14 protein-coding genes and 2 pseudogenes are annotated in these 15,910 nt (G+C 60.1%); 8 read left to right on the top strand and 8 right to left on the bottom strand.

Annotated features, from left to right (window positions below; translation table 11 throughout):
* Positions 1–137: 137 nt before the first annotated feature.
* A pseudogene (locus M5C96_RS16545) lies at positions 138–1,978 on the top strand (tyrosine-type recombinase/integrase).
* Here the strand turns inward: M5C96_RS16545 and mobH are convergent.
* Positions 1,975–3,858: a MobH family relaxase gene (mobH, locus tag M5C96_RS16540; RefSeq protein ID WP_272564214.1), complete on the bottom strand. Its 1,884-nt coding sequence runs from the start codon at positions 3,856–3,858 to the stop codon at positions 1,975–1,977. The pseudogene M5C96_RS16545 and the gene mobH sit on opposite strands and share 4 nt — an antisense overlap.
* A gap of 240 nt (positions 3,859–4,098) precedes the next feature.
* Here mobH and M5C96_RS16535 point away from each other — a divergent pair, with 240 nt between their 5' ends.
* From M5C96_RS16535 to M5C96_RS16525, 4 genes are read left to right on the top strand one after another with little or no spacing between them, the layout of a single operon-like run.
* Positions 4,099–4,347 carry a FitA-like ribbon-helix-helix domain-containing protein gene (locus M5C96_RS16535; RefSeq protein WP_272548433.1) on the top strand — a complete coding sequence of 83 codons (249 nt, stop codon included), beginning with the start codon at positions 4,099–4,101 and terminating at the stop codon, positions 4,345–4,347.
* Entirely contained in the window at positions 4,344–4,763 is a 420-nt protein-coding gene (locus M5C96_RS16530) for a type II toxin-antitoxin system VapC family toxin (protein ID WP_272564213.1), read from the top strand. The genes M5C96_RS16535 and M5C96_RS16530 overlap by 4 nt, the downstream gene beginning before the upstream one ends.
* Before the next feature lie 21 nt (positions 4,764–4,784).
* Positions 4,785–5,111: a DUF3742 family protein gene (locus tag M5C96_RS26920; protein WP_349816808.1), complete on the top strand. Its 327-nt coding sequence runs from the start codon at positions 4,785–4,787 to the stop codon at positions 5,109–5,111.
* On the top strand, positions 5,108–6,058 hold the full coding sequence (locus tag M5C96_RS16525) for an IS5 family transposase (protein WP_272563915.1): 951 nt from the start codon (positions 5,108–5,110) through the stop codon (positions 6,056–6,058). Before M5C96_RS26920 ends, M5C96_RS16525 begins: the two co-directional genes overlap by 4 nt.
* Here M5C96_RS16525 and M5C96_RS16520 read toward each other — a convergent pair.
* From M5C96_RS16520 to M5C96_RS16495, 6 genes and pseudogenes are all read right to left on the bottom strand, one after another.
* Complete coding sequence (locus M5C96_RS16520) at positions 6,028–6,585, bottom strand: Bug family tripartite tricarboxylate transporter substrate binding protein (RefSeq protein ID WP_272564212.1); 558 nt, start codon at positions 6,583–6,585, stop codon at positions 6,028–6,030. The genes M5C96_RS16525 and M5C96_RS16520 overlap by 31 nt on opposite strands.
* A gap of 364 nt (positions 6,586–6,949) precedes the next feature.
* Entirely contained in the window at positions 6,950–8,035 is a 1,086-nt protein-coding gene (locus M5C96_RS16515) for an IS5 family transposase (protein ID WP_272569558.1), read from the bottom strand.
* A 60-nt stretch (positions 8,036–8,095) separates the two neighbouring features.
* A pseudogene (locus tag M5C96_RS16510) lies at positions 8,096–8,620 on the bottom strand (IS5 family transposase); the annotation flags it as partial.
* Between the two features lie 224 nt (positions 8,621–8,844).
* Positions 8,845–9,930, bottom strand: a complete 1,086-nt coding sequence (locus M5C96_RS16505) for an IS5 family transposase (protein ID WP_272569564.1) — start codon at positions 9,928–9,930, stop codon at positions 8,845–8,847.
* Between the two features lie 88 nt (positions 9,931–10,018).
* Positions 10,019–10,480 carry a DUF4265 domain-containing protein gene (locus M5C96_RS16500; protein ID WP_272564211.1) on the bottom strand — a complete coding sequence of 154 codons (462 nt, stop codon included), beginning with the start codon at positions 10,478–10,480 and terminating at the stop codon, positions 10,019–10,021.
* Positions 10,455–10,847 (bottom strand): HNH endonuclease, encoded by a 393-nt coding sequence (locus tag M5C96_RS16495; protein ID WP_272564210.1) that lies wholly within the window; start codon positions 10,845–10,847, stop codon positions 10,455–10,457. The genes M5C96_RS16500 and M5C96_RS16495 overlap by 26 nt, the downstream gene beginning before the upstream one ends.
* On the opposite strand from M5C96_RS16495, the gene M5C96_RS16490 reads away from it, so the two are divergent.
* The gene (locus M5C96_RS16490) at positions 10,834–11,787 is read left to right on the top strand and encodes an IS5 family transposase (RefSeq protein ID WP_272563677.1); all 954 of its coding nucleotides are present in this window, start codon (positions 10,834–10,836) and stop codon (positions 11,785–11,787) included. The two genes, M5C96_RS16495 and M5C96_RS16490, sit on opposite strands and share 14 nt — an antisense overlap.
* 362 nt (positions 11,788–12,149) lie before the next feature.
* Positions 12,150–13,235 carry an IS5 family transposase gene (locus M5C96_RS16485; RefSeq protein WP_272569564.1) on the top strand — a complete coding sequence of 362 codons (1,086 nt, stop codon included), beginning with the start codon at positions 12,150–12,152 and terminating at the stop codon, positions 13,233–13,235.
* 177 nt (positions 13,236–13,412) lie between these two features.
* Here M5C96_RS16485 and M5C96_RS16480 read toward each other — a convergent pair whose 3' ends face one another.
* Complete coding sequence (locus M5C96_RS16480; RefSeq protein WP_272564209.1) at positions 13,413–13,991, bottom strand: hypothetical protein; 579 nt, start codon at positions 13,989–13,991, stop codon at positions 13,413–13,415.
* Positions 13,992–14,797: 806 nt separating this feature from the next.
* Between M5C96_RS16480 and M5C96_RS16475 the strand changes: the two genes are divergently transcribed.
* Positions 14,798–15,748 (top strand): IS5 family transposase, encoded by a 951-nt coding sequence (locus M5C96_RS16475; RefSeq protein ID WP_272563652.1) that lies wholly within the window; start codon positions 14,798–14,800, stop codon positions 15,746–15,748.
* Positions 15,749–15,910 lie beyond the last annotated feature (162 nt).

Below are 15,910 nucleotides of genomic sequence, written 5' to 3'. Positions count from 1 at the left end.
GAAATCCGCCTGCATCCAGGACTTTTAAGTCCATTCTTAAGTCCATCAATACGGACGCGGCGCAGACCGGATTGTTGCTGGAGGAGCGAGGCCAAAGAGACAAGCATGTAGCCCTGACGCGAAGCTCAGGAGATAGCATGGCACTCTCGGATATGGCCGTCCGCAACGCAAAGCCGAACGGCAAACCCTACACACTCAGCGATATCGACGGGCTTTGCCTCGCAGTCTCTCCGACCGGGGGCAAGGCATGGCACTACCGTTACTACTGGGTCGGCAAGCAAAAACGCATGTCGCTCGGAACCTACCCGGAAGTGGGGCTGCGAGAAGCCCGTGCATTGCGCGACGGAGCCCGTGCTCTGCTGGCCAAGGGGATCAATCCCCGCTCGGATCGAAAGCAAAAGCGGCAGGCCGTGCGCCTGGCGGACGAGAACACCTTCAAGGCTGTCTTTGACAAGTGGGTCATCCACCGTTCTCTGAGCCTCAAGGAAGGCCGTCAAACGACGCTCTCGCAGATCAAACGGGTTTTCGACAACGATGTTCTGCCCACCCTCGGAAAAACGCCCATCTACGAAATCCAGCGGCCTGACCTGTTGGAGGTCGTTGCCAGGATCGAGCGGCGCAAGGCCCTGAGCGTTGCCGAGAAAGTGCGCACATGGCTGCGCCAGTTGTTTCGTTACGCCCTGATCGTCGTCCCCGGGCTGCAACAGAACCCGGCGTTCGATCTGGATGTCGTGGCCATGCCTCAGCCTCCGGTTCGCCATAACCCGTTCCTGCGCATGGCCGAGTTGCCCGCGATGCTGCAGCGTTTGCGCAGATACCACGGCAAACTGCAAACCCAGCTCGGACTGCGATTGCTGATGCTGACCGGGGTGCGGACGGGGGAATTGCGCTTGGCGACCCCGGACCAGTTCCACCTCGATCAGGGGCTGTGGATCATCCCGCCCGAGGTCGTGAAGCAATTGCAGTTGGAGATGCGCAAGGAGGGCAAGCGTCCCGCCGACATTCCCCCTTACATCGTGCCGTTATCCGTGCAGGCCATGGAGATCGTCCGACACATGCTGGCGAAATTCAAGCCCGCGCAAAAGTACCTGTTCTGCCACTACAGCGACCTGAAAAAACGCATCAGCGAAAACACGCTGAATGCCGCACTCAAGCGCATGGGCTACACCGATCAACTGACCGGCCACGGTATCCGGGGAACCATGTCCACCGCACTGCATGAAATCGGGTACCCGAAGGTCTGGATCGATGCCCAGCTTTCCCACACCGACCCGGATCAGGTGAGCGCCGCCTACAACCATGCGGAATATGGGAGCAACGCCGGCACATGATGCAGGACTGGGCGGACCGGCTCGATCTGTTCGAGCAGCATCAGGTCGAAGCGGGCAGCATGCGCCTGACCCTGCATCTGGAGGGCGTCCCGGAAGTTGTGCATGAACGCTCGCACCACGATGCGCGCGGGGCGATCGCACCAACGCCGGTACGGCTGGTGAGCAGCACACCTCAGACTGCGCCAACCGTGCCGGACACGGCGCGCCGCTTGTCGGCCATCGCGGGCCCGAGGGAGCAGTCCGTGTTGTCCGACGCCCAGCGCCAGCGCAACGAGATGGTGGACATCTTCAATGCGCCGCATGTTCTGTCCGCTGCGGAGTTCGCCAAAATGGCGGGCAAGTCCCGCCGCTGGATCAGCTACGAAATCAGCAACAAGAAGATCCTCGCGTTGAGCATGGGCAACCTGGGCCAGCGGGTTCCCGACTGGCATTTCGACCCGCTCAAACACAGGCTCATCCAGGCGGTTCTCAAGCATGCCGGTGATGCCGACCCCTGGGAGATTTACCGGGTGCTTTCACAGCCGCACGACCTGTTGGATGGGCTGGCCCCCGTTCAGGCCGTGACACCGCAAAACTTCCATGAAGCAGTCATGGCCGTGTGCTTCACTTTGAAGGAGAAAGCGCCCAACGCGCAATGGTCGGCTTAGGTGACGGACTTTCCCGCCAATTCCTTCCGGGCGCTGCCATCCGGTGGCGCTTCGCTCACGGGATTGGACAGATAGGGGTTGTCGGGCGGCACATCCTCGAACAACCGCTTCGGGTCCGTCAGCAGGTAGCCATGCAAGCGCCGGGACTTGCGTGGCCCCGTGACCTCGCAAGTCCAGATGTTCAGGCCGCTGTCCTGCTTGCGATGGAGCTGCAGTTTCTCGAAGCGTTTTTGCACCCACAGCCAATCGGCCACCTGGTCCTGCTTGGCCAGGACTGCGACGTGCGGGTGCTCCTGCGCATAGCGCTGGAAAACGCCCGGGCTGACCAGGTATGCGGTCCCAGCGACCGTGTGCACCAGGGCCTTGGCATCATTGATGATGAGCGTGCGTCGCTCGATGTGCCGACGAAGCCAGCCCATGAAGTCCTCGCCCGATGGTGCCTGTACGGCTGTTCCTATGCTGCGTGACGGCTCGGGGCTGCTGTCCGTGGGCGGGTTCCTTGGGATCGGTTGCGACAGTGCTTTCGCCGCCTCGGTTGCAACGGGTTCGACTGCCGGGGTTTCCATCAAGGCCAGGAGCGCATCCACGCCGTCGCCTGGGGTTGGCAGCACAGGCGAGTTTTTCGTCAGGGATGACTCTGCAGCAATTGATGGCGATGGACCGGAGACGGGAACGGCGTGCGAGTTTTCCGGTTCTGCGGTTGGCGTTTCCTGGCACGATGCCGGTTCGTCCAGCACCACCTCTACCGAACCCGCGAACGGCTCGGGTCGTTCGTGACCCTCCCAGATCAGCGCCGGCGCAAGCCGCAGGAGCGTGAAGGCATGAGACCACCCCGCGTCGCTGGTCACCGTCGCTTTCCAGATGGCTTTGCCATCCGCGGTGGGCTGCAGCATGCCGTGGTCCTGGAGGACGTTGAAGACGGCGGTGTTGTTGGCCGGAATGCCATCGATGCCCTGAGACAGCAAATGCGCGCGCAGCTTGTCCGACACGGTTTTGCTGACGAGCCATAACGCCTCCTGCGTCAGCCACCCGTCCGAAGCCTGGGGCTGGTTCAGCCGGAGTTCCTCCTTGAGCAGGTAACGCAGGCCATCCAGGAGCTTGCGCTGCAGGGCGTGTTTGGGTGCGGCCATCGCCTTGCCGGGATCACCGCCAAGCTCTTGGGCGACCGAAGCGCGATCGGCCTGCGTCACGATTTCCCCCAGCACGCCGGCATGCTCGTACTGGCCTGCCAGCACATACAGCAGCGCGGCCCAGAGGGTCGGATATCCGCTGAGCCAGTCAAGGATTTCGAGATCCAGCAGCTGGCGATAGAGCAGGCCCGCCGCGGCGGTGTGCAGTCGGTATTCCCGGTCCTTGCGATACCGGAAGCGGTAGGGTTTGCGCAACGGACCATGCCAGGGATGCCAGGCGCTGCCGTCCGCATGCTCGACGTCCAGATCGACGGCGATCTTGCCGATGTCATGCAGCAGGGCCGCGTAGGCGGTGGCGGCCGTCCAGGCTTCGGCTTGTGCTGCCTGGTCCTCGGGTGTCGCACCCGCTGGCATCAGGTGCGATTGCCGTAGCTTAAGGGCGTAGGCGACGATCTCCAGGCCATGATCGAGCATGCCGCCGGGGTAAGCGTGGTGATGGCTTTCCGACGCGGGAAACTGCTGGACCAGCTCGGCATAGCGCTCCAGGGGCCCCTGGTACAGCGTGGTGAACTGCTTGCGTGAGAGCGAAGTGCGCTGCCAGATGTGTTCCAGCAGCTTTTGCCGGCGCGGGGTGGCGAGCAGCGACGCGGGGGGCTCGGGGCGGGTCAGCCCTTTTCCTTTTGGCGCAGCGTCTTGGTGCGGGGCCTGCGCGGGTGAAGGAGGGCGTTTTCGTTGGAACAGCGCGAACATGCGATCCCTGGAGTTGGTGGCGGATGGGCCTTTTTCCTTTTGCAGGTAGGGCCATTCCCCTTCGGCCCCATTCCCTTGCCTTTTGCCTTCATCCTTTTGGTATATCGCGTCGTCCCGTGCAAATCTTTGAAGAAAGCGGCGTGCAGTCAACCCACGAATTGGTCTCGAACACGTCAGCCGGTTGCGTTCATTTCAATCAACGACTAAATTGCAGTCATTGACTAACGAGGTGATGCAATGATGACAACGATGACCATTCGGAACATTGATGAGCAGCTCAAAGGACGGCTCCGTATCCAGGCTGCCATCCATGGCCGCTCCATGGAGGAAGAAGCCCGGGACATCCTGCGTGCCGCTCTGTCCAAGGAGCCGGAACGCGCGCCCTCGCTGGTGCAGGCCATCAGGGCACGTGTGGAGGGTCTCGGAGGTGTGGAAATAGAATTGCCAGCACGTGAAGCCATCCGCGTGCCGCCAGAGTTCGGCGCATGATCGTTCTCGATACCAACGTCCTGTCGGAGACTCTGCGGGCTGCTCCGGAAGATGTGCCTATGGCCTGGCTCGACCGGCAGCGCCGCTCTGCACTGTTCACGACCACCATATCGCGCGCAGAACTACTCTATGGTGTGCATGTATTACCGGATGGGCAACGAAAGACGGCATTGATGGAGGCCGTCAAAGGAATTTTCGTCACGGACATGGCTGGGCAGATCCTCGGCTTCGACGACGATGCCGCTGATGCCTATGCGGAAATCTCCGCATCACGCAAGGCGGCAGGAAAGCCTATCAGCCAGTTTGACGCCATGATCGCGGCAATCACAAAATCGCGGGGAGCCAGTTTGGCGACACGCAACGTCAAGGACTTCCTGGACTGTGGCATCCAGGTGATCAATCCGTGGGGAAGCTGACGGCTCGGACGGCGAAGGAGGATGACCATGACCACGCAGTCACACACTTTTGGATGGACCTACCGGCTGGGCAGAGGTGCGTCTCATGCTTGGCGCAGCTATGTCCGAAAAGAGCATGGGGCAGCAATATGGTTGGTTGAACATGGCATTCCAGCTGGTGGCACCAGGGCGGTGGTTTGGATGCTGAGGTTACTGACGGTTGGCGGCATCGCCTGCCTATCCTTCTGGCTCGCCTTGCTGCTTGGATGTCTCGTTGCGTTCGCTTGGACCGCAAGTGTTGGTGGTTTCGCTAGTGATGGGCTTTGTTGCACAAATCGCGATGCTGATGCCCGTAGACTGACTGCGTGACAGAGACGAAGAACAGGCAGCGGAGCAAGTACCGCACGACGAACTGGAAGGCGTACAACGCGGCGCTGAAAGCGCGAGGCTCGTTGACGATGTGGCTAGATGAGGGCATGCAGTGGTTTGGCACGCCGACCGGCAGGCGTGGACGCAGCCGAACCTTCTCGGACGCAGCAATCCAGTTCTGCCTGAGCATCAAGTGCCTGTTCGGCCAGCCCTTGCGACAGGCGCTGGGCATGGTGCAGAGCCTGCTGCGGCTGGCAAAGCTGGACTGGCCGGTACCTGACTTCAGCACTGTTTGCCGGCGCCAAAAGACCTTGCAGGTCGAACTGAGCTACCAGCGAACCAACTCGCCGCTGCAGTTGCTGGTGGACAGCACCGGCATCAAGTTCCTGGGCGAAGGAGAGTGGAAACGCAAGAAGCATGGTGCTGAATACCGGCGCGAATGGCGCAAGGTCCATCTGAGCATCGACGCGCAGACGCTGGAAATACGCGCCATCGAGGTGACCAGCAACGCCATTGGGGATGCGCCGATGTTGCCCGGGTTGCTGGCTCAGATTCCCACTGACGAATCCATCGAAAGCGTCAGTGCCGATGGCGCCTACGACACGCGCGCCTGCCTGGACGCCATTGCCGAGCGGCACGCGATGGCGGTGATCCCGCCCCGCAAGAACGCCAGCCATTGGAAGAAGTCGAGTCCGGGCTCGGCGCATCGTAATGAGGCCATTCGGGCGTGCCAGCGCCTGGGTCGCGGCATTTGGAAGAAGTGGAGCGGCTACCACCGGCGCAGCCTTGTGGAGACGAAGATGCACTGCTTCAAGCGACTGGGCGAACGGGTGATCGCGCGCACGTTCGACCGCCAGGTTGTGGAGCTGCATGTCCGCGTGGCCTTGCTCAATCGGTTCAGTCAGATCGGCCGTCCTCACACCGTGTCGGTGACTGCTGTGGCATAGGTCCGTCTGGGGTTGGGGTCATGCCGTCTGCAATTCGATTTGTGCAACAGCGCCGCGCGGATGTAGGCCAGCAGTTCCGGGAAGGTGCGCACCGGCATGCTGGCCGAGACGGCCACCGCATTGATCGCATAGGCCAACAAGGCCACCGTGTCGAAATCGTTCATGGGATCGAACGACAGGTTCTTGTAGATGCTGCCGTTCATCGCATGCGTGGACATGGCACCGATTTCGAGGGTGTAGCCATCGGCGGGTGAGCGGGCGACCAGGGCCGCTCCCACATTACCGCCAGCGCCGGGCACATTCTCGACGACCAAGGCCTGCCCGCTGGCGGGAAACATGTGTTTGGAAAGCAGGCGCGCCAGAATATCGGTGGAGCCACCGGCCGGAAACGGGGAAATCAAACGAACCGGCTTGTTTGGAAAATCTTCCTTCGCGGCGGCTGCGAAGGGTAATCCGGTATTTGCAAGACAGAACGCCAGCGCAACGCGGCGCGAAATGGCATGGGGCCTCGGAAAATTTCTCTTCATATCACCTCCCTAATTTTATTGAGAAAATCCCAATGAAATTTTAAGGGAGTGAGTTTTTGAAGGGTGTCAAAGATTCCGAAAAATTGTTGCAACTTGTTGTTTTGTGCGTGACTTCTCCCTCACTGCCTAGTTCTTGGTTGCAAGCGTCCCTAGTAGAGCGCGCCTTGTTATCTAACGTCTCGTTAGCGAAATCAACTTGCTCGGGACGGTTCGTAAACGAATCGGTCAATACTGGGAGCCTCTCACAACCCCATGTTTGACGAATCCGAATAGGGAGGAGTGGGCGCCAGTAGCCGTTTGAGCGTGATGAGGCCCAGCAACGGTCTGCGCCTGGGTGCATGAGGGGCCTTGCAGGCCCGGTGGCTCAGGCTTTCACCGTTTGCAGGCGCACTTGTGCCTTGCCAGTGGCGGGCTTGAAGAAAGCATCCACGCCCCGATGCAGGAACCAGGCCAGTCGCTTCATGTTGTAGCAGGCGGCCATCATCGTCATCCCCACCGTGGCGCGCGCCTGTCCGATGGTGCGCACGAACTTGCCCCCCAGGTGGCGGATACCGGCGAACACGTGCTCCACCTTGGCTCGTTTCTTTGCGATGCGCTGGTTGCGCCCCTTCTGGCATTCGCTCTGTGGTCGGCCCGCCTGCGCACGGCGCTGCATCGCATCCACGAATCCCAGCACTTTCAGCATCTGGCACCTTTGGCGGCTCGGGTAGGCTTTGTCCGCATGCACTGCCCGCCCGGTGTTGTGCATGTCCAGCACCTCATCGAAGTGGTGCCCGTCGTGCTCGCTGGCCGTGCCCGTGGCGAGGCGGCGGATGAAGCCGTGCTTGAGGTCCACGCTCACGCTGAGCTTGTAGCCGAAGTGGCTTTTGCCGTGCTTCTTCGTGTGCGTGGCCTCCACATCCTTTTGCCTGCGTCGCGCTTGGCTCCAGTCCGGCTGCCCGCCTTGTGCCAGCGTTCGCCGCTCCTGCTGGCCGATGTGCTGTCGGGGCGCGGGCACCAGCGTGGCATCAATGGCCTGCCCGCCCCGGGCGATGTAGCCGTGGCGCTGCAGTTGGGCATCCACCCCCTGGAACAAGGCCGTTGCCCCGCCCACGCCAAGGCGCTCGCCAAAGCGCCAGATCGTTTTGCGGTCCGGCACGTTCATCGCATCCTGCAACAGGCAAAACCGCTGGTAGCTCCCCCGGTCCAGCAACTGATACTCCATCTGCTCATCGGACAGGTTGTACAGCCGCTTCAACACCAGGATGCGCACCATCACCTCGGTGGGGTAGGCGGGCCGACCGCCCCGGCGGCCACCCCCGCGTTCGATCAAGGCATCCACCAGCCGGGCCAGTTCTGCGAAGTCGATGTGCCGCGCGATCACCTGCAGCGGATCGCCCACCTCATCTCTCTTGTGTTGGCGCGAGGCCTCAGCGAACAGGTCGAACTTCAGGGCGCTACGGGGAGTGATCATGGCAAAGGATGGAGCACGCATTCTCGATCAACAAGGGACCGGATGGGTTTTGAGAGGTTCCCCAATGGCGTTGCTGGTCACCTCGATGGCGCGTATTTCCAGCGTCTGCGCGTCGATGCCCAGATGGACCTTGCGCCATTCGCGCCGGTATTCAGCACCATGCTTCTTGCGTTTTCACTCTCCTTCGCCCAGGAACTTGATGCCGGTGCTGTCCACCAGCAACTGCAGCGGCGAGTTGGTTCGCTGGTAGCTCAGTTCGACCTGCAAGGTCTTTTGGCGCCGGCAAACAGTGCTGAAGTCAGGTACCGGCCAGTCCAGCTTTGCCAGCCGCAGCAGGCTCTGCACCATGCCCAGCGCCTGTCGCAAGGGCTGGCCGAACAGGCACTTGATGCTCAGGCAGAACTGGATTGCTGCGTCCGAGAAGGTTCGGCTGCGTCCACGCCTGCCGGTCGGCGTGCCAAACCACTGCATGCCCTCATCTAGCCACATCGTCAACGAGCCTCGCGCTTTCAGCGCCGCGTTGTACGCCTTCCAGTTCGTCGTGCGGTACTTGCTCCGCTGCCTGTTCTTCGTCTCTGTCACGCAGTCAGTCTACGGGCATCAGCATCGCGATTTGTGCAACAAAGCCCTACGGGAACCTCTCAAAACCCATCCGGTCCCTTGTTGATCGAGAATGGGAGCCTCTCACAACCCCATGTTTGACGAATCCGAATAGGGAGGAGTGGGCGCCAGTAGCCGTTTGAGCGTGATGAGGCCCAGCAACGGTCTGCGCCTGGGTGCATGAGGGGCCTTGCAGGCCCGGTGGCTCAGGCTTTCACCGTTTGCAGGCGCACTTGTGCCTTGCCAGTGGCGGGCTTGAAGAAAGCATCCACGCCCCGATGCAGGAACCAGGCCAGTCGCTTCATGTTGTAGCAGGCGGCCATCATCGTCATCCCCACCGTGGCGCGCGCCTGTCCGATGGTGCGCACGAACTTGCCCCCCAGGTGGCGGATACCGGCGAACACGTGCTCCACCTTGGCTCGTTTCTTTGCGATGCGCTGGTTGCGCCCCTTCTGGCATTCGCTCTGTGGTCGGCCCGCCTGCGCACGGCGCTGCATCGCATCCACGAATCCCAGCACTTTCAGCATCTGGCACCTTTGGCGGCTCGGGTAGGCTTTGTCCGCATGCACTGCCCGCCCGGTGTTGTGCATGTCCAGCACCTCATCGAAGTGGTGCCCGTCGTGCTCGCTGGCCGTGCCCGTGGCGAGGCGGCGGATGAAGCCGTGCTTGAGGTCCACGCTCACGCTGAGCTTGTAGCCGAAGTGGCTTTTGCCGTGCTTCTTCGTGTGCGTGGCCTCCACATCCTTTTGCCTGCGTCGCGCTTGGCTCCAGTCCGGCTGCCCGCCTTGTGCCAGCGTTCGCCGCTCCTGCTGGCCGATGTGCTGTCGGGGCGCGGGCACCAGCGTGGCATCAATGGCCTGCCCGCCCCGGGCGATGTAGCCGTGGCGCTGCAGTTGGGCATCCACCCCCTGGAACAAGGCCGTTGCCCCGCCCACGCCAAGGCGCTCGCCAAAGCGCCAGATCGTGTTGCGGTCCGGCACGTTCATCGCATCCTGCAACAGGCAAAACCGCTGGTAGCTCCCCCGGTCCAGCAACTGATACTCCATCTGCTCATCGGACAGGTTGTACAGCCGCTTCAACACCAGGATGCGCACCATCACCTCGGTGGGGTAGGCGGGCCGACCGCCCCGGCGGCCACCCCCGCGTTCGATCAAGGCATCCACCAGCCGGGCCAGTTCTGCGAAGTCGATGTGCCGCGCGATCACCTGCAGCGGATCGCCCACCTCATCTCTCTTGTGTTGGCGCGAGGCCTCAGCGAACAGGTCGAACTTCAGGGCGCTACGGGGAGTGATCATGGCAAAGGATGGAGCACGCATTCTCGATCAACAAGGGACCGGATGGGTTTTGAGAGGTTCCCCTACGGCTTCGTATTCCGCTCTGTTATGGGTGCTGCAAGCACCCATCCTCAATATCGAGAATTTCTTGCTTATTCAGCAATTCCAGATAACTTTTAACTTTATTTATAGACACCTCAGGAGGAACATCGATAGAGATCAACTTTTTAATATTGGAAGCCTCTGTTGAGCAGCCCATTTTTAATAACTGATCCCGAACTTCTTTAACAGAACTCTCTTCGTTAAAAAAGATTCTCAACGTACTATGCCCGCACTTTTCCACGACCTCCAAAAAATGATTCTCCCCAGATTTTCTTCTTTTTATTCTAACTATGTCTCCGCTACTGACATCAGTGACAAAGAATGGAATATTATCTATTTTCCACAAGTTCTCATTCAATTTTTTAGCCCACACACTTTCGTAATCGAATGGTGGATACCCATCTTCATCAGGCACAAGCGAAAATATAATTTTGACCCGATCATTCACCGCAATTTCCTTTTCCATTTTTCTTTGGCTTCTTATTCATTTTTCTATTTTTCCTCTTATAGTTTGGCTTTTTCTTATGCCAATCGTCACGATTGCACTTTCTGCACAGCACCTGACCATTCACTTCAGTAGCTGGACCACCAGAAGACTCTGCTTCAATATGATCAATTTGCCATTCATCAGAAGGAGGAGTAACCCCTTTCATACTTTTGGCGGGCTTTTGAACTTGGCATTTACACTTTTCGCATTTTTTAACACCAAAGAATTCCTCATTTTCTTGAAGAATAGCTTTTTTTGTCTTCGGGGTAAATTTGACCAGTCCGAATGGCTTTGTTGCACAAAGCGATGCAGCTCGCTGGTAGTCTGACCAGATGAGTGAAGGCAAGAAGATGCGGACCCGCTACCGCACGACAAACTGGGCACAGTACAACGCGGCATTGAAGGCCCGTGGATCGCTGACGATGTGGCTGGATAGGGGGATGCAGTGGCTGGCTGAGCCCAAAGGCAAACGCGGTCGCAACCAAACGTTCTCGGATGCCGCGATCCAGTTCTGTCTGAGCATCAAGTGCCTGTTTGGTCAGCCCCTTCGCCAAGCGCTTGGCATGGTCCAAAGCCTGCTCAAGCTGGCTGGGGTGAACTGGCCGGTCCCTGACTTCAGCACGGTCTGTCGGCGCCAAAAGGATCTGCAAGTCCAACTGAACTACCAGCCGAGGAGCTCACCGCTGCACCTGCTGGTGGACAGCACAGGCATTAAGTTCCTGGGAGAAGGTGAATGCAAGCGCAAAAGGCACGGGGCCGAATACCGGCGCGAATGGCGTAAGGTTCATTTGGGCATCGATGCTCAGACACTGGAGATCCGGGCCATCGAGGTCACCAGCAACGCCATTGGAGATGCGCCCATGCTGCCGCAGTTGCTGGCGCAAATTGAGGTCGATGAGCCCATCGCCAGTGTCAGTGTCAGTGCTGACGGAGCTTATGACACGCGGGCCTGTCTGGACACCATTGCCAGACGAGGTGCACAGGCCGTGATCCCGCCACGCAAGAACGCCAGTTTCTGGAAACGGGCCAGTCCCGGGTCAGCCAGCCGTAACGAAGCCGTACGGGCCTGCAGGCGCCTGGGCTGGCGTATCTGGAAGAGCTGGAGCGGCTACCACCGGCGCAGCCTGGTGGAGACCAAGATGCACTGCTTCAAGCGCTTGGGCGAGCGGGTCATGGCACGAACGTTTGAGCGTCAGGTGGTTGAGCTGCATGTCCGAGTTGCGCTGCTGAACCGGTTCAGCCAGCTTGGACGGCCTGAAACCGTCGCGGTGGCGGCTGTGGCATGAGTGCGCCTGGGGCTGGGGTCATAACGCGCTCGATTCGGTTTGTGCAACAAAGCCTGCGTGAGGCACAGCTTACGGGGCAGTTTGCGTTTGTAGAAGTCAATGCCGCAGGCAATGCATCCACGTTGAATCCCGACAACCCGCTCGATTATTTGAACGGATACGTTGTCTGGCCTCAGATGGGCTTTGATGGTCCGATACCGGCCAATCGAAAGGCTGATCTCCACCCATGCGAAATGGTCTCGGACGTATTGAAATCTGTCGACGGCAAATCTAAGTGGGCGACGTATGGAGACTATTGGGAACCTCTCAAAACCCATCCGGTCCCTTGTTGATCGAGAATGCGTGCTCCATCCTTTGCCATGATCACTCCCCGTAGCGCCCTGAAGTTCGACCTGTTCGCTGAGGCCTCGCGCCAACACAAGAGAGATGAGGTGGGCGATCCGCTGCAGGTGATCGCGCGGCACATCGACTTCGCAGAACTGGCCCGGCTGGTGGATGCCTTGATCGAACGCGGGGGTGGCCGCCGGGGCGGTCGGCCCGCCTACCCCACCGAGGTGATGGTGCGCATCCTGGTGTTGAAGCGGCTGTACAACCTGTCCGATGAGCAGATGGAGTATCAGTTGCTGGACCGGGGGAGCTACCAGCGGTTTTGCCTGTTGCAGGATGCGATGAACGTGCCGGACCGCAACACGATCTGGCGCTTTGGCGAGCGCCTTGGCGTGGGCGGGGCAACGGCCTTGTTCCAGGGGGTGGATGCCCAACTGCAGCGCCACGGCTACATCGCCCGGGGCGGGCAAGCCATTGATGCCACGCTGGTGCCCGCGCCCCGACAGCACATCGGCCAGCAGGAGCGGCGAACGCTGGCACAAGGCGGGCAGCCGGACTGGAGCCAAGCGCGACGCAGGCAAAAGGATGTGGAGGCCACGCACACGAAGAAGCACGGCAAAAGCCACTTCGGCTACAAGCTCAGCGTGAGCGTGGACCTCAAGCACGGCTTCATCCGCCGCCTCGCCACGGGCACGGCCAGCGAGCACGACGGGCACCACTTCGATGAGGTGCTGGACATGCACAACACCGGGCGGGCAGTGCATGCGGACAAAGCCTACCCGAGCCGCCAAAGGTGCCAGATGCTGAAAGTGCTGGGATTCGTGGATGCGATGCAGCGCCGTGCGCAGGCGGGCCGACCACAGAGCGAATGCCAGAAGGGGCGCAACCAGCGCATCGCAAAGAAACGAGCCAAGGTGGAGCACGTGTTCGCCGGTATCCGCCACCTGGGGGGCAAGTTCGTGCGCACCATCGGACAGGCGCGCGCCACGGTGGGGATGACGATGATGGCCGCCTGCTACAACATGAAGCGACTGGCCTGGTTCCTGCATCGGGGCGTGGATGCTTTCTTCAAGCCCGCCACTGGCAAGGCACAAGTGCGCCTGCAAACGGTGAAAGCCTGAGCCACCGGGCCTGCAAGGCCCCTCATGCACCCAGGCGCAGACCGTTGCTGGGCCTCATCACGCTCAAACGGCTACTGGCGCCCACTCCTCCCTATTCGGATTCGTCAAACATGGGGTTGTGAGAGGCTCCCAGATGTGTGCGGGGAAGTTTGCTGCAACGGTCCTGATCGTTGAGTGTTACCAATTCCTTTGATAGCTTTGCTCGTATGCGCCTGTGTGTCCTGCCATTCGTTGCGTTCTCAGCGCGTCCTCTTCGGTCTCGAACATCCGCCGAACCTCACCACTAGGGTCTATTTTGCTAAACCAGTTGCGAGCTTGTCCGAGACCGCGCGCCTGTAAAGAGTGCTGTGCCTCCCGATAGTAACGGTGAACGCTTTCAGTCGTTTGATACTCTACCCTTTCGATCGCTTCCCCATATTCGGCAGCGCTCATCCCTGTGTCCTGCGCTCGTCGCTCCACCTCTGCGAAGGCCGGTGCGAGGGCCGCGTTCGTCAATTCGAATGCCAGAGTCGCCATGGCAATGTCTGGATCACGCGCCCTCATTTCATCCAAGACAACGGTGCGGGTTCCAGGCGCGAAATACGACCGGCCGGCCTCGGCATCCACCTGGATGTGCACTGGACCACCAGCCTCCAGACTCCTCATCGTAGAACGAAACTCGCTCGAATCGGCAAACACGAAAAACAGGTTTTTCAATGCCTGGGAGAGGCGGGGGTCAACGTCGTCATGCTGGAGAATGGTGTTGTTGAGATCCACCCAGGCGGCGGCTTTTCGCTGGATCGATTCCCCATTTGTCGTCTCTGCGGCAAATGCCCATGGCGCTCCTACCGAAGGCGCCCACGACGTGCCTTCATATCCGTTGCCGCTGGCGCTCGCGCGTGGAGAGGAAATTTCCAGCTCATTCCGATCAGGGGACGAACTCCCAGAGTGGCTCTCCGATCGCGGCGGACTCGGCATGCGCTCCATACGGGGCTTCCAGACAGACGCGCTAGTGTTGGATGGGTGCGAACTGGAGTGCGATCGCCCTCCGAAAAATTTCTTGAGTTTTCCCAGGCCGAATCCCCGCCTTTTTTGACTGGGTGGAGCGGTGGGTTCGTCATGAGCGATTGGTGAGCGCTCAGGGCTACTGTCTACCCGCGAAGATGATGAATGCGGTGTCGGTGGTGAGGACAGGGCTTCCCGCAACGGGGTCATCGCGAAGCTGGATGATCGATTTGGCGATGCCTTGGGCGAGGGTGAAGTGGGTGAATCAGGCTCGTCGTCTCGCAAACCCATCAATCGCCTTTGCTCAGCGTACGCGGCGGGAGAGTTTAAGAACCCAGCGGTGTTGAATAAGTCCATGTCAGGAAAATTAAGGTTGAGTAACGGAATATTGCGATGCCGGCAGGTCGGTTTTCTCAGTAGCGTCAGCACCGGATGGCTTTATTCCAGAGCCAAGCCCTTCGATGACGTTATGACCACATGCCATTGGATGTTTGCTCAGCTGAATCGCGGGGCCGCGCGTACCATCCTTGTCGGCTTTGTTGCACAAATCGCGATGCTGATGCCCGTAGACTGACTGCGTGACAGAGACGAAGAACAGGCAGCGGAGCAAGTACCGCACGACGAACTGGAAGGCGTACAACGCGGCGCTGAAAGCGCGAGGCTCGTTGACGATGTGGCTAGATGAGGGCATGCAGTGGTTTGGCACGCCGACCGGCAGGCGTGGACGCAGCCGAACCTTCTCGGACGCAGCAATCCAGTTCTGCCTGAGCATCAAGTGCCTGTTCGGCCAGCCCTTGCGACAGGCGCTGGGCATGGTGCAGAGCCTGCTGCGGCTGGCAAAGCTGGACTGGCCGGTACCTGACTTCAGCACTGTTTGCCGGCGCCAAAAGACCTTGCAGGTCGAACTGAGCTACCAGCGAACCAACTCGCCGCTGCAGTTGCTGGTGGACAGCACCGGCATCAAGTTCCTGGGCGAAGGAGAGTGGAAACGCAAGAAGCATGGTGCTGAATACCGGCGCGAATGGCGCAAGGTCCATCTGGGCATCGACGCGCAGACGCTGGAAATACGCGCCATCGAGGTGACCAGCAACGCCATTGGGGATGCGCCGATGTTGCCCGGGTTGCTGGCTCAGATTCCCACTGACGAATCCATCGAAAGCGTCAGTGCCGATGGCGCCTACGACACGCGCGCCTGCCTGGACGCCATTGCCGAGCGGCACGCGATGGCGGTGATCCCGCCCCGCAAGAACGCCAGCCATTGGAAGAAGTCGAGTCCGGGCTCGGCGCATCGTAATGAGGCCATTCGGGCGTGCCAGCGCCTGGGTCGCGGCATTTGGAAGAAGTGGAGCGGCTACCACCGGCGCAGCCTTGTGGAGACGAAGATGCACTGCTTCAAGCGACTGGGCGAACGGGTGATCGCGCGCACGTTCGACCGCCAGGTTGTGGAGCTGCATGTCCGCGTGGCCTTGCTCAATCGGTTCAGTCAGATCGGCCGTCCTCACACCGTGTCGGTGACTGCTGTGGCATAGGTCCGTCTGGGGTTGGGGTCATGCCGTCTGCAATTCGATTTGTGCAACAGCGCCTTCCTTGTCCTTCGTTGAACTCGGTGCGGCAATTAGCGTGGGCCACCACAGTGCAAGTCCTTAGTTGTAGCGCTTTAACAGTGAGCAGATCGTTGACCACGCCAAGAT

The sequence above is a fragment of the Acidovorax sp. GBBC 1281 genome (assembly GCF_028473645.1).
In the GTDB taxonomy this organism is placed as follows: Bacteria; Pseudomonadota; Gammaproteobacteria; order Burkholderiales; family Burkholderiaceae_C; genus Paracidovorax.
The sequence above is the reverse complement of the archived record's forward strand: the minus strand, read 5'-3'. Positions and strand labels throughout refer to the sequence as shown.